Genomic DNA, 12,561 nt, shown 5'->3' on the forward strand with positions numbered 1-12,561 from the left:
GGAGAGCGCCCGCCTGCAATGCAGGCGCTCGAATATCTCAACGGGGCCTATGCCTAAATCCCTTTCGGCGGCCGACTTTGTCGGTCATCGCTTTTCAGTGGGTACCGAACTCAGGTCGAAGCTGGACCAGTAGTTGGGCAACCTGCTCACTCTTCTCGGCCAATTGCCCGTCATCAGTTAATCCCATATGCTCGGTGGCGACAATATAGAGATAGCCCGCGATTTCGCTCGCGGTTGCACCTTTGTCCATAAGCATGACATAGGCTCTATCTGCGTAGGCATCATACTCGTCGCTGGCCTCTGGTATTCCGTAGACCCCGATGGGATCCCAGTCGCGAAGCAATATGTCACGGACACGAGCACGGTTTTCTCGTGACTGATACTTGTTTCGCCCGTGCGCCATTTTCTTGGGCCTACGCTGCAACTGCTTCTGCTGACGAGCCATACCTGGAGATCGACGTTGTTGAGCTTCGCCCTGACGCCCTCCAGCGAGGGCGGCAGCAAACGATGGCCGGCATCAACTAAGCTTTTGCGTGGCCTTTGATGCGTCGTGGGAGCTGACGTATCCCACTTGATATATCCATACCCCGTCTTCGTGCCCGCTTCTGAGAACATTATTGACTTCATTCAAGTCAGCGGTGGGTGAAACGTCCACCGCGAAGATCAACCGCTCTCCAATACTCAGTTTAATTTGTCCGCTTTCGCACGTACAGCCAGCATTCTCTAGCCTCTTCCAATACTGACCTCTTCGACTCTCGGTTGGGTCGATTAGGATCATGTATGTGGAATGATGGCCGCGCTCGACAACCGATTCGAAATCAAACTGCATTGGATCGTCGCTGGGCGACGCTTTTACAACGTCGCAGTAGCTGATCCCTTGCTTGAAGAAAGGAGTATTCTTGATTTCGAGAAGCCCGGTATCGAGCTTTGCAGCCCACAACTTTTCCCCTCCGTGGCCATGCCAATCTTCAGCGTCCAATTTGAATCTGACTTTGACCAGTTGATCGCTCATGCAAACGAGGTGCCTCCGTGCTTAAGCCGATTATTGCTGTCCGGAGTTCGTGGGCATCTTCGCATATGATTTCTTTCCTAAATTGAGTTCGCTGTTAGATTGCAATGCAATTTAAATACCACGACTAGATTACGACACCAAGTCTTCGCTACTCGCCAGTAGTTGGTCGGGGAGCGCTGATCTTCATCACGACGCTCTTAAGAGTTAGCCTACGCCAGTTGCATGTAGCCTCGCGGTCGCAGCCGAAGGCGCTGCACGACGTCTGGATTTTTGCGCAGCGCGGCACGGTTTGCACTGCCATCAGTTCAGCGGTTGTGCTCTCCTTGGCTGCGCGACCTCTCGCTGACCACTCAGCCCCCAGCCCCGGTCAGCCGAGAGGAAGTGCGCCCCGGCGTTGATCCCACGATCGCGCCGGGGCACGATCGCGCTGGTCGCCTTGTGAGTTGAGCTGGAGTGGCAGCCATGGTGCACAACCTCGTAGCCGGATTTGTCGTAGTGGCTTTCATTGTCATGGGCGTGCTTGCCTACGCCCAGAAACATGAAGGGTGCTTGCACGGGCGCTCGCTCCAAACCTTCAAGCCCTGCGGATCAGCCAGCGCTGAAATGTAGCGCCGGCGAGCTAGACTAGCGCAGCTTCCCTCGCGCCGCGACCGGCAGCGTGCCCAAAATCTCCTCGCCGCGCACCATCACCACCTCGTCCATCATGTTGACGACGACGCAGACATGATTGGGCACGATGCGGACGACGTCGCCGACGTTGGGGCGCGTGTTGCTCCGAGAGAGGTCGAGAAAGCCGTGCTCCTCGGCAAAGCGCGCGATCTTGGCCTCGGGATGTTCGAGGATCAGCCCGTGGCCTTCGAGCCCGCCGGTATCCGTCGTCAGCGTCTTCGAGCCGGCATCGAGGATGCCGCGCTCAGGCGCGGCGCGGCTCACCACCGTCGAATAGATGTGCAGCGCGCAATCGTCCCAGGTGGCGACGCCAGCGGCGACCTGCATGCGATCGTTATAGATATAGGTGCCGAAGCGGTGCTCGGTCCCGCCCATCAGCTTGCCGAGATTCTTCAGGTTCGGTGTGCCGCCGGTCGACACGATGGTCGCGTCAAGGCCATGCGCGCGCACGCCGGCGAGCGCCTCGTCGAAGAATTTCTGTGCGTCTGCCCAGCCGGTCTCGGTCGGATACAGCATGAAGCCCGCAAATTGCAGTCCCTTGCCATCAGCAATCTCCCGCGCCAGCGCGACCGCTTCCGCTGGAGTCTCGACGCCGGCGCGCTTGCGCCCCGTGTCGCACTCGACAACGACCGACAGCGCGCGGCCGGACGCGACGGCCGCTTTCGGCAGGTCGGCGACAACAACTGAATTGTCGGCCGCGACGGTGACGGTTGCTTTCCCCTGCAGTGCACCGAGCCGCGCCATCTTCTCGTCGCCGAGCAGGTTGTAGCTGATCAGGATGTCGGAGATGCCGGCATCTGCCATGATCTCGGCTTCGCCGAGCTTCTGGCAGGTGATGCCCTTGGCACCGGCCGCGATCTGCATCTGCGCCAGCATCGGGTTCTTGTGGGTCTTGATGTGCGGACGATGCGCCACGCCGGCCGCATCGCACGCCGCCTGGATGCGCGCGATGTTGCGCTCGACGCGGTCCATGTCGATGACGGCACAGGGCGTGCCGTATTCGCGGGCGATTTTTGCGGCGAGGGGAGTGGTCATGGATTATGCCTGTTCAATTTCTTCGCGCAGCACTTCGAGCTCGAGCCAGCGGTCTTCGGCCGCCGAAAGCTCCTGCTGCGCCTTGGCGACTGCGGCGGATGCCTCGTCGAATTTCTTTCTATCCTTCGTATAGAGATTCGGATCGTCAAGCAGCTTCTGCTGCTTCGCGATCTCCGCCTGCAATTTCTCGATCGTCTTCGGCAGCGTCTCCAGCGCGTGCTTTTCGTTGAAACTCAGGCGTCGTTTTGGTGCGGCGCTGGGCGCTGCCGGCTTCGCTTCCTTTTTCTCTTCGACAGCCGCCGTCTTCATCGCCTCGCGCTTCAAATCCGCGCCGCGCTGCGCCAGCATGTCCGAATAGCCGCCGGCATATTCGATCCAGCGGCCGTCCCCCTCGGGCACGATCACCGACGTCACCACACGATCGAGGAAATCGCGGTCGTGGCTGATCAGGATCACCGTGCCCTCGTAATCGCCGAGCATCTCCTCGAGCACGTCGAGAGTTTCGAGATCGAGGTCGTTGGTCGGCTCGTCCAGCACCAGGAGGTTCGAGGGCTTGGCCAGCGCCCGCGCCAGCATCAGCCGGCCGCGCTCGCCGCCGGACAAGACTTCCAGCGGCGTGCGGATCTGCTCCTGCGAGAACAGGAAATCCTTCATGTAGCTGACGACATGCTTTGGCTTGCCGCCGACAATCACATGATCGCCGCGGCCGCCGGTCAGGGCTTCCGACAGCGTCGATTTCGGATCGAGGCTTTCGCGGTGCTGATCCAGCGTCGCCATTTCGAGATTGACGCCGAGCCGTACGCTGCCGCTATCGGGCATCTCCGCGCCGGTCAACAGGTTGACCAGCGTGGTCTTGCCGGCGCCGTTCGGGCCGACCACGCCGACGCGATCGCTGCGCTGGATGCGCATCGAGAAATCCTCGACGATCTTGCGTTCGCTGAACGCTTTGCTGATGTTCTTGGCCTCGATTACCAGCCGTCCGGATTTCTCTGCCTCCGCAGCGGCGAGATTGGCACTGCCCGCGGTGCCGCGATAGTTCCGCCGCTGCGTGCGCAACGCATGCAGATTGGCGAGCCGCTTGACGTTGCGCTTGCGGCGACCAGAAACGCCGTAGCGCAGCCAGTGCTCTTCGTTGACGATCTTGCGGTCGAGCTTGTGCTGCTCGCGTTCTTCCTCCGCCAGCACCTCGTCGCGCCAAGCCTCGAACGCGCCGAAGCCACGATCGATCTGCCTGATCTGGCCGCGGTCGAGCCAGGCGGTCGCGCGCGACAGATTGGCGAGAAAGCGGCGGTCGTGGCTGATCAGCACCAGCGCGCTGCGCCGGTTCTGCAATTCGCTCTCCAGCCATTCGATGGTCGGCAGATCGAGATGGTTGGTCGGCTCGTCCAGCAGCAAAATGTCGGGCGAAGGCGCCAGCACCCGAGCCAGCGCCGCGCGGCGCGCCTCGCCACCGGAGAGATGGGCGGGACTTTCATCACCGGAGAGCCCAAGCTGCGCGAGCAGATAGCGCGCCTGATAGTGGTCATCGCCGGGTCCGAGCCCGGCTTCCACATAGGCCAGCGTGGTGGCGTGATCGCCAAAATCTGGCTCCTGCGGCAGATAGCGGATGGTCGCGCCCGGCTGCACGAAACGGCTGCCGGCATCAGGCTCGACCAGGCCGGCCGCGATCTTCAAGAGCGTCGACTTGCCCGAGCCGTTGCGCCCGATCAGGCACACGCGCTCTTCGGCCGAGACCGACAGCTCGACGCCGGTCAATAGCGGCGTGCCGCCGAACGTCAGCCTGATGTCCTTGAGTTGGATGAGAGGAGGCGCCATCAGCCTTGCCCCGTTGCGGTTTGCTCAGCGCGGCGCCTCTGGATGCGGCGGATCGCGGTATCGAGCGCCGAGAGGAACGCCGAGCGGTCGCGCGGCGAGAACGATCGTGGCCCGCCGGTGATCTCGCCCGACGAACGCAGATCGGTCATCAGATTGCGCATCGCCAGCGTCATGCCGATGGATTGCTCCGTAAACGGTTTGCCGTTCGGAGCAATCACGTCCGCGCCCGCTTTCACGCAGCGGCTCGCCAGTGGAATATCAGCGGTGATGACGATGTCGCCGTACCCGGCGCGCTCCGCAATCCAGTCGTCTGCGGCGTCCATGCCGGAACCGGCGGCGATGCGCTCGATCAGCGGGTCCTGCGGCACGCGGATGAAATTGCCCGCGACCACGCTGACGAGGAGCCCATGACGGAGCGCGACGCGATAGACTTCGTCCTTCACCGGACAGGCGTCGGCATCGACATAGATTCGGGTGGGGTTTTCAGTCGGCGTCATGGCTTGCTGGTTCATTCGTGCGCCGCATGTAACCCATCGGGCGGAAAATTGCGAGCCGGCGGCAGGCTTGCCACGCACCGTTGATCGCGTACGATCTCGTCAGAAAACAACCGAAATAAGGGGAACCCCATGGGCAATCCGCAAACCTACCGCGTCTCCGCCTACAACACGTCAAACGAGTCCGAGAACAAGATCCATGATGACACGGTGGCGCGGCGGTACGGCTTCTCGGGCGGGCTGGTCCCCGGCGTCGACGTCATGGCCTATATGATGCATCTGCCGGTCGCGAAATGGGGCCGCGATTTTCTCGCGCGCGGCCTGATCGATGCGCGCTTCGTCAAGCCGGTCTATGACGGCGAGCTTGCGGAGGTGAGGGGCGAGGAGCGCGACGGCGCGCTGTCGATCGAGGTGTTCAGCCGCGGACAGCTTTGCGCCACCGGCAGCGCGTTGCTGCCGACTGCGGCGCCTGTCGTTTCGATCAAGGATTACACCGAGGTCGCCGCGGTTGCCGAGCGCAAGCCGGTGAACGCGTCATCCTATGAAATCGGCAATTGGCTCGGCACCCGTCCCTACACCTGGGCCGGCGATGCTGCCACGGGATATCTCGCCGATATCAGGGAGACGGACGCGATCTACGCGCGCGAAAATCTCGGCCATCCCGGCATGCTGCAGAAGGTGATGAACAAGGCGCTGGTCGACAACGCCATCCTCGGCCCCTGGATTCATGTCGGCAGCCGGATGCAGCTTCTCTCGGCGGCGAAAACCGGCGACGAACTCACCGCGCGGGCGAAGGTGACAGCCAACTACGACAAGAAGGGCCACCGCTTCGTCGAACTCGACGCTCTCGTCGTCGCCAACGGCACCACGCCGCTGGCGCATTGCTGGCACATCGCGATCTACCAGCCCCGCGAGCAGGCCGCGGCGTAACTTCCTCTTCGCCTCTCCCCGCCGGGGAGAGGCCGGATCGCATCGGAGATGCGATCCGGGTGAGGGGTCTCTCCGCGACGTAAGCTGGCGACATTTCGTATGCGGAGGCACCCCTCACCCGGCGCTACGCGCCGACCTCTCCCCGGCGGGGAGAGGTATGAGAGAGCGCGGGGTTGGTGCCTACGCCGCCTTCGCCTTCTTCGCGTCCTGGATCGCGCGCCAGATCTTTTCCGATGTCAGCGGCATGTTGATGTGCTTGATGCCGTATTCGGAGAGCGCATCTACGACTGCATTCACCACTGTGGCAAGGCTGCCCGCACATCCGGCTTCGCCGCAGCCTTTGGTGCCAAGCGGATTACTCTTCGCCGGGGAGGGATGGTCGTCGACCGCCATGCTCGGAATGTCCTCGGCGCGCGGCAGCGCATAGTCCATGAACGAGCCGGTGATCGGCTGGCCAGAAGCGTCGTAATTGACCTCTTCCATCAGCGCCTGGCCGATGCCTTGCGCGACGCCGCCATGCAATTGCCCCGCGACAATCATCGGGTTGACGATGGTGCCGAAGTCGTTGACGCCGGTGTAACGCACGATCCTGATCACGCCGGTATCCGGATCGATCTCGACCTCCGCGACATGACAGCCGTTCGGGAAGGTCGACGGCGTCTCCTTGGTGGCGTGGTCGACGTCGAGCGTATCAGGCCCGCCCTCGGGAATCTGGCCCTCGCGCATGCGCTGCGCGAGCTCCATGATGCCGATCGAGCGGTCGGTGCCGGCGATGGTGAAGCGGCCGCCGGCAAATTCGATATCGGCTTCTGACGCTTCCAGGATATGCCCGGCGGCTTTCTTGCCTTTCTCGATGACGAGCGCGGAGGCCTCGACAATGGCCTGTCCGCTCGCCGTGATCGAGCGCGAGCCGCCGGTGCCGTTGCCGAACCGCACCAGATCGCTGTCGCCCTGTTCGAGCTTGATGTTGTCGAAGGGCACGCCGAGCTGGTCGGACAGCACCTGCGCGAACGGCGTCGCATGACCCTGGCCGTAATCCAGCGTGCCGGTGGTCAGCGTCACCGATCCATCGGGATCGAAGGTAATCTTGCCGAGCTCGCCGCTCGGCGGCGCAGTGACCTCGAGGTACGAGCCGACCGCGATGCCGCGCAATTTGCCGTTCTTCTTGCTCTCGCGCTTGCGCTTGCCGAAATTCTCGTAGTCCGAAACCTCCAGCGCCTTCTCGAACACGCCCTGGAAATCGCCGCTGTCATAGGTGACGCCGGAAGCGGCCGGGAAAGGTAGTTGTGACGGCTTGATGAAATTGCGCTTCCGTAAGGTCAGCCGGTTGATGCCCATCTCGTCGGCGGCCTTATCGATCAGCCGCTCCATGTAGTAGTTGGCCTCGGGCCGGCCGGCGCCGCGATAGGCGCCCATCAGCGTGGTGTTGGTCAGCACCGTCTTGATGTCGACGCCGAGCAGCGGCGTGCGGTAGACGCTTGCGAGATTCTTGCCGGTGTTGAGCGACAGCGGTCCGGGGGCGACGCCGGTGATGTAGGCGCCAAGGTTGCCATAGCCGGAAAGGCGCACCGCCAGGAACTTGCCGTCCGCATCGAGTGCCAGCTCGGCATGGATGAGCTGGGCGCGGCCCTGGCTGTCCGAGAGAAAGCTGGTCGAACGCTCGTCGGTCCATTTCACGGGACGCCCGAGCTCCTTCGCGGCATGCGCGATGCAGGTGTATTCGGGATAGCTGAGGTTCTTCATGCCGAAGGAGCCGCCGACATTGGCGGTGAGGATCCGGACCTTCTCCGGCGGTACATTGAGGATCTTTGCGAACGTCGCCTTGTTGCCGGAGACACCCTGGGTCGGCACCTGCAGCGTATAACGCTCGGTTGTGTTGTCATAGACCGCGAGCGCCACGCGAGGCTCCATCGACACCACGGCGACGCGGGTGTTGACGATGTCGAGCTTCGTCACATGCGCGGCGCTGGCGAACGCTGCATTGATCTTGTCGGTGTCGCCATAGTGGTAGTCGAGCGCGACGTTGCTCGGGATGTGGTCGTAGAGCTGCGGCGCGCCGGGCTTGGCGGCTTCGGCGGCGTCAGTCACCGCCGGCAGCGGCTCGATATCGACCTCGACGGCTTCGGCCGCATCGCGCGCCTGCGCCGCCGTTTCCGCCACCACGAAGGCGACGGGGTCGCCGACGAAGCGGACCTTGTCGGTCGGCAGCGCCGGGCGGTTGGTCTGCAGCAGCGGCGAGCCGTGCCGGCTCTTCAGCGGCATGCCGCAGGTGAAGGGGTTGTAGTTGGCGGCTGCGAGGTCCGCGCCTGTCCACACTCCGAGCACGCCGGGCATCGCCCTGGCCGCCGAGGTGTCGATCCCCTTGATGATGCCGTGGGCGTGCGAGGAGCGCACCATCCAGCAATAGGCCTGGCCGGGCAGGGAAAAATCGTCGGTGTATTTGCCCTTGCCGCGCACCAGCGTGTCGTCTTCCTTGCGGCGGACCGGCTGTCCGACGCCGTATTTTTGCAGTGCGATAGCGTTCTCGAGGGCGACGGGCGATGTGTGATCCTGCATGGGAAATACCTGAAATGCCGCGATCTGGAGCAAATTCGCGCGGTTTCCACCAGATAACGTAGGGTGATGTAAGCGACAACGCCCGATTAGGCATGTCGCGTGTGATGATTTGTTGCGTAGGTCCTTGGTGCTGCTAAAGTTTCCGTGAACGGAAATTCTTCGGTGGGCGGCGTCCGCCGGTGGAAAGACAGTGTTGATGAAGGATGACACGCGGCCTTTCGTCGGCCTTGCGGCCGGCGAGAGCCCGTCAGGGTTGGTTACGGCGTCCGCCGCCGAAAGCGGCGTCTACGCCGCGCTGGACCTTGGCACCAACAACTGCAGGCTCCTGATCGCCTGTCCCACCGGGGACGGGTTCCGTGTCGTTGACTCTTTTTCGCGAATCATCCGGCTCGGCGAAGGTATTTCGGCGACCGGTTCCATCAGCGACGCCGCAATCGAGCGCGCGATCGCCGCGCTCTCGATCTGCAGCGACAAAATCCGGTACCGCAAGGCCCGCCGGCTGCGGCTGATCGCGACCGAGGCCTGCCGCGCCGCCGCCAATGCCGACAGTTTCCGCGCCCGCGTCGCCGCCGAGACAGGCATCAAGCTCGAGGTGATCGACCGCGAGACCGAGGCGACGCTGGCCGTGATCGGCTGCTCGCCGCTGCTCGACCGAAGGGGCCGCGGCGCGATCCTGTTCGATATCGGTGGCGGCTCGACCGAATTGGTGCGCATCGAGCGCGATCCGGCGAGGCCGGATGCTGCACCCTGCATCAGGTCCTGGATGTCGATCCCGCTCGGCGTCGTTAGTCTTGCCGAGCAATTCGGCGGTCGCGATGTCACAAAAGAGTTATATGCGCGGATGGTCGCCGAGGTCGCGCAATATGTCGCCCCGTTCGCGGCCAAGCACGGCACGGATTTGCGTGACATGCACATGCTTGGCACGTCGGGCACGGTGACGACGCTCGCAGGCGTATTCCTCAACCTGCCGCGCTACGATCGCCGCCGCATCGACGGCATCTGGATGAGCGACGCCGACGTCACCGCGACGATCCAAAAGCTGCTCGGCATGAGCTATCAGGAGCGCATCAACAGCAGCTGCATCAGCATCGAGCGCGCCGATCTCGTGCTGGCGGGATGCGCGATCCTCGATGCCGTCAGGACCGCATTCCCGTTGCCCCGGCTGCGCGTCGCCGACCGCGGCCTGCGCGAAGGCATGCTGGTCGAGATGATGCACGAGGACGGTGCGCTGAAGGCATGCCTGCAGGCGACGTAACAGAATAGAGACCCTATGGCGAAAGATTCGACCGGCCGGCTGCACGTCACGGTCAAGAGCGGCGGCAAGCGCAAATTGTCGTCGAAGCTCTGGCTGGAGCGCCAGCTCAACGATCCCTATGTGGCGAAGGCCAAGGCGCAGGGTTACCGCTCGCGAGCAGCCTTCAAGCTGGTCGAGATCGACGACAAATATCGCCTGCTCAAGCCGGGCATGACCGTGGTCGACCTGGGCGCCGCGCCCGGCGGCTGGAGCCAGGTCGCGGCCAAGCGCGTCGGTGCCGCCGAGGGCAAGGGGAGGGTGATCGCAATCGACCTCTTGGAAATGGGGGAAATCCCCGGCGTCACCTTCGCCCAGCTCGATTTCCTTGACAATGACGCGCCGGAAAAACTGATCGCGATGATGGGCGGCCGCGCCGATATCGTGATGTCCGACATGGCCGGCAACACGACCGGCCATCGTAAGACTGACCAGCTTCGCATCGTCGGCCTGGTCGAGACCGCCGCAGCCTTCGCCTGCGACGTGCTCAGTCCCGGCGGCACGTTCCTGGCAAAAGCGTTCCAGAGCGGCGCGGATGCCGAGCTGTTGGCGCAATTGAAGCGCGATTTCGCAACCGTGCGCCATGTGAAGCCCGCCGCCAGCCGGCAGGATTCCTCGGAGCGCTACGTGCTAGCGACAGGCTTTCGCGGCGCGACGAAGGTGACGGCATAACGCACCGTCATTGCGAGCAAAGCGAAGCAATCCATGCCGCCATTTGTGCAGAGGTGGATTGCTTCGCTTCGCTCGCAATGACGTGGCGAGTGTGTAGGATGGGTAGAGCGAAGCGAAACCCATCATTCGCGCGGCTTGCTCCATCGCGATGGGTTTCGCTGCGCTCTACCCATCCTACGGACTGCTTTCGCAGGGACGACGGAGAAAGCTAACCAGCGCCCAACGTGACCGCCATGTTGTACGTCGCAAGGCTCGCCAGATACGCGAGCGCCAGCATGTAAACGAACGTCACCGCCATCCATCGCCAGCCGCCGGTCTCGCGGCGGATCACGGCGAGAGTCGAGGCGCATTGCGGGGCGAAGATGTACCAGACGAGGAGGGACAGCGCGGTGGCGAGGCTCCATTTGGTCGCGAGCACATGGCCGATCTGATCGGCGGCTTCCTTGCCGCCCTCGATGGCGTAGACGGTGCCGAGGGCTGCCACCGCGACCTCGCGCGCCGCCATGCCGGGGATCAGCGCCACCGCAATCTGCCAGTTGAATCCGAGCGGCGCCAACAGCGGTTCGAGCGCCTTGCCGATGATCGCGGCGAGGCTGTAGTTGATGGCGGGTCCTTCGGCGCCGGCCGGCGCGGTCGGGAATGATGCCAGGAACCAGATCAAGACCATCATCGAGAAAATGGTCGTGCCGGCCCGCTGCAGGAACATCTTCGCCCGCGTGTAGACGCCGATGGCGATGCTCTTCAGGCGCGGCAGTTTGTAGTCGGGCAATTCCAGCATGAACGGCGCAGGGGCGTAATCGCGCAGCATGAAGAATTTGACCAGGAACGAGACGCCGAGCGCGCTGCTGATGCCCGCCGCATAGAGGCCGAACAGGACCAGGCCGCGCAGGTTGAACCAGCCCCAGACATCGCGGTCCGGAATGAATGCCGAGATGATCAGCGTGTACACGGGTATCCGCGCCGAGCAGGTCATCAGCGGCGCGATCAGGATGGTGGTCAGGCGGTCGCGCCGGTTGTCGATCACGCGCGTCGCCATGATGCCGGGGATCGCGCATGCAAAGCTCGACAGCAGCGGGATGAAGGCGCGGCCGTGCAGCCCGGCGCCACCCATGATGCGGTCCATCAGGAACGCCGCGCGGGCCATGTAGCCGAAGTCTTCCAGCAGCAGGATGAACAGGAAGATGATGATGATCTGCGGCAGGAACACGATGACGCTGCCGACGCCGGAGATGACGCCGTTTTGCAGGAAGCTCTGCAGCAGCCCCTCCGGCAACGTGTCCTGCACCAACTGGCCAAGGGCGTCGAAGCCGGAGGACAGCAGTTCCATCAGCGGCTGTGCCCAGGCGAACACGGCCTGGAACATCAGGAACAGGATCAGCGCGAGGATGAAAAGTCCCGCCACGGGATGCAGCACCACCGCGTCGATCCGGCCGGTCCAGGTGTCCGGCTTGGCCGGCAGCGTGACGGCGGACGCAATGATGCGGTCGGCCTCGGCTTGCATGGCTCGCAACTGGGAGGCGGTGAGGGGCTGCCAGCGATTCGGCCCGACGGGCGTCTGCTCCTGCGCCGCGATCTCGTCGGTTCGGCCGAGCAGTTCGGCGATCCCGCCCTTGCGAACCGCGATCGAGGTCACCACCGGCACGCCGAGCGCCTCCGACAATTTCGGCACATCCACGCTCACACCGCGGCGGGCCGCGATGTCGAACATGTTGAGCACCAGCATCATCGGGCGACCGGTGTCCTTGAGCTCAAGCAGGAGACGGATCGTCAGCCGCAGATTGGTTGCGTCCGCGACGCACAGGATGAGGTCGGGCGCGGCCTCGCCCGCGGTGCGGCCCAGCACCATGTCGCGGGTGATCTCCTCGTCCGGGCTGCGTCCGCGCAGGGAATAGGTGCCGGGCAGGTCCACCACCGAAACCTGCCGTCCGGCGGGGGTGACGAAAAACCCCTCCTTGCGCTCGACGGTCACGCCCGGATAGTTCGCAACTTTCTGGCGGCTGCCCGTCAGCGCATTGAAAAGCGAGGTCTTGCCGCTGTTGGGCGTGCCAACCAGCGCGAGATGCAACAGTGGGGCTTCCATCGCGTTA

The 12,561-nt window shown here is 63.5% G+C and carries 10 protein-coding genes; 3 read left to right on the top strand and 7 right to left on the bottom strand.

Annotation, left to right across the window (positions count from 1 at the left end; translation table 11 throughout):
• Positions 1–94: 94 nt before the first annotated feature.
• The 5 genes from J6497_RS33230 to J6497_RS33250 form a co-directional block, all read right to left on the bottom strand.
• On the bottom strand, positions 95–445 hold the full coding sequence (locus tag J6497_RS33230; protein WP_225708431.1) for a hypothetical protein: 351 nt from the start codon (positions 443–445) through the stop codon (positions 95–97).
• A gap of 72 nt (positions 446–517) precedes the next feature.
• The gene (locus J6497_RS33235; protein WP_225708432.1) at positions 518–1,012 is read right to left on the bottom strand and encodes a DUF4265 domain-containing protein; all 495 of its coding nucleotides are present in this window, start codon (positions 1,010–1,012) and stop codon (positions 518–520) included.
• 624 nt (positions 1,013–1,636) lie between these two features.
• Positions 1,637–2,716, bottom strand: coding sequence for a D-TA family PLP-dependent enzyme (locus J6497_RS33240; protein ID WP_225708433.1), 1,080 nt, complete (start codon positions 2,714–2,716; stop codon positions 1,637–1,639).
• Between the two features lie 3 nt (positions 2,717–2,719).
• On the bottom strand, positions 2,720–4,531 hold the full coding sequence (locus J6497_RS33245; RefSeq protein ID WP_225708434.1) for an ABC-F family ATP-binding cassette domain-containing protein: 1,812 nt from the start codon (positions 4,529–4,531) through the stop codon (positions 2,720–2,722).
• Positions 4,531–5,028, bottom strand: a complete 498-nt coding sequence (locus tag J6497_RS33250) for a YaiI/YqxD family protein (RefSeq protein WP_225708454.1) — start codon at positions 5,026–5,028, stop codon at positions 4,531–4,533. The genes J6497_RS33245 and J6497_RS33250 overlap by 1 nt, the downstream gene beginning before the upstream one ends.
• 129 nt (positions 5,029–5,157) lie before the next feature.
• Between J6497_RS33250 and J6497_RS33255 the strand changes: the two genes are divergently transcribed.
• A complete protein-coding gene (locus J6497_RS33255) occupies positions 5,158–5,955 on the top strand; it encodes a hotdog family protein (protein WP_225708435.1) in 798 nt (265 codons plus the stop codon).
• 180 nt (positions 5,956–6,135) lie between these two features.
• Here the strand turns inward: J6497_RS33255 and J6497_RS33260 are convergent, their stop codons facing one another.
• On the bottom strand, positions 6,136–8,511 hold the full coding sequence (locus tag J6497_RS33260) for a xanthine dehydrogenase family protein molybdopterin-binding subunit (protein ID WP_225708436.1): 2,376 nt from the start codon (positions 8,509–8,511) through the stop codon (positions 6,136–6,138).
• Between the two features lie 196 nt (positions 8,512–8,707).
• Between J6497_RS33260 and J6497_RS33265 the strand changes: the two genes are divergently transcribed.
• Both J6497_RS33265 and J6497_RS33270 read left to right on the top strand, forming a co-directional pair.
• Complete coding sequence (locus tag J6497_RS33265) at positions 8,708–9,766, top strand: Ppx/GppA phosphatase family protein (protein ID WP_225708437.1); 1,059 nt, start codon at positions 8,708–8,710, stop codon at positions 9,764–9,766.
• Between the two features lie 15 nt (positions 9,767–9,781).
• A complete protein-coding gene (locus J6497_RS33270; protein WP_225708438.1) occupies positions 9,782–10,474 on the top strand; it encodes an RlmE family RNA methyltransferase in 693 nt (230 codons plus the stop codon).
• A 208-nt stretch (positions 10,475–10,682) separates the two neighbouring features.
• Here J6497_RS33270 and feoB read toward each other — a convergent pair whose 3' ends face one another.
• Positions 10,683–12,554: a ferrous iron transporter B gene (gene feoB, locus J6497_RS33275; RefSeq protein WP_225708439.1), complete on the bottom strand. Its 1,872-nt coding sequence runs from the start codon at positions 12,552–12,554 to the stop codon at positions 10,683–10,685.
• Between the last annotated feature and the right edge of the window lie 7 nt (positions 12,555–12,561).

Origin of the sequence: Bradyrhizobium cenepequi (assembly GCF_020329485.1) — a bacterium.
GTDB lineage: Bacteria > Pseudomonadota > Alphaproteobacteria > Rhizobiales > Xanthobacteraceae > Bradyrhizobium > Bradyrhizobium cenepequi.

What these genes read in the sequence shown, in the direction of transcription:
- J6497_RS33230 (WP_225708431.1), bottom strand. Translation starts at nt 445, where the DNA reads ATGGCTCGTCAGCAGAAGCAGTTGCAGCGTAGGCCCAAGAAAATGGCG.
- J6497_RS33235 (WP_225708432.1), bottom strand. Translation starts at nt 1,012, where the DNA reads ATGAGCGATCAACTGGTCAAAGTCAGATTCAAATTGGACGCTGAAGAT.
- J6497_RS33240 (WP_225708433.1), bottom strand. Translation starts at nt 2,716, where the DNA reads ATGACCACTCCCCTCGCCGCAAAAATCGCCCGCGAATACGGCACGCCC.
- J6497_RS33245 (WP_225708434.1), bottom strand. Translation starts at nt 4,531, where the DNA reads ATGGCGCCTCCTCTCATCCAACTCAAGGACATCAGGCTGACGTTCGGC.
- J6497_RS33250 (WP_225708454.1), bottom strand. Translation starts at nt 5,028, where the DNA reads ATGACGCCGACTGAAAACCCCACCCGAATCTATGTCGATGCCGACGCC.
- J6497_RS33255 (WP_225708435.1), top strand. Translation starts at nt 5,158, where the DNA reads ATGGGCAATCCGCAAACCTACCGCGTCTCCGCCTACAACACGTCAAAC.
- J6497_RS33260 (WP_225708436.1), bottom strand. Translation starts at nt 8,511, where the DNA reads ATGCAGGATCACACATCGCCCGTCGCCCTCGAGAACGCTATCGCACTG.
- J6497_RS33265 (WP_225708437.1), top strand. Translation starts at nt 8,708, where the DNA reads ATGAAGGATGACACGCGGCCTTTCGTCGGCCTTGCGGCCGGCGAGAGC.
- J6497_RS33270 (WP_225708438.1), top strand. Translation starts at nt 9,782, where the DNA reads ATGGCGAAAGATTCGACCGGCCGGCTGCACGTCACGGTCAAGAGCGGC.
- feoB (WP_225708439.1), bottom strand. Translation starts at nt 12,554, where the DNA reads ATGGAAGCCCCACTGTTGCATCTCGCGCTGGTTGGCACGCCCAACAGC.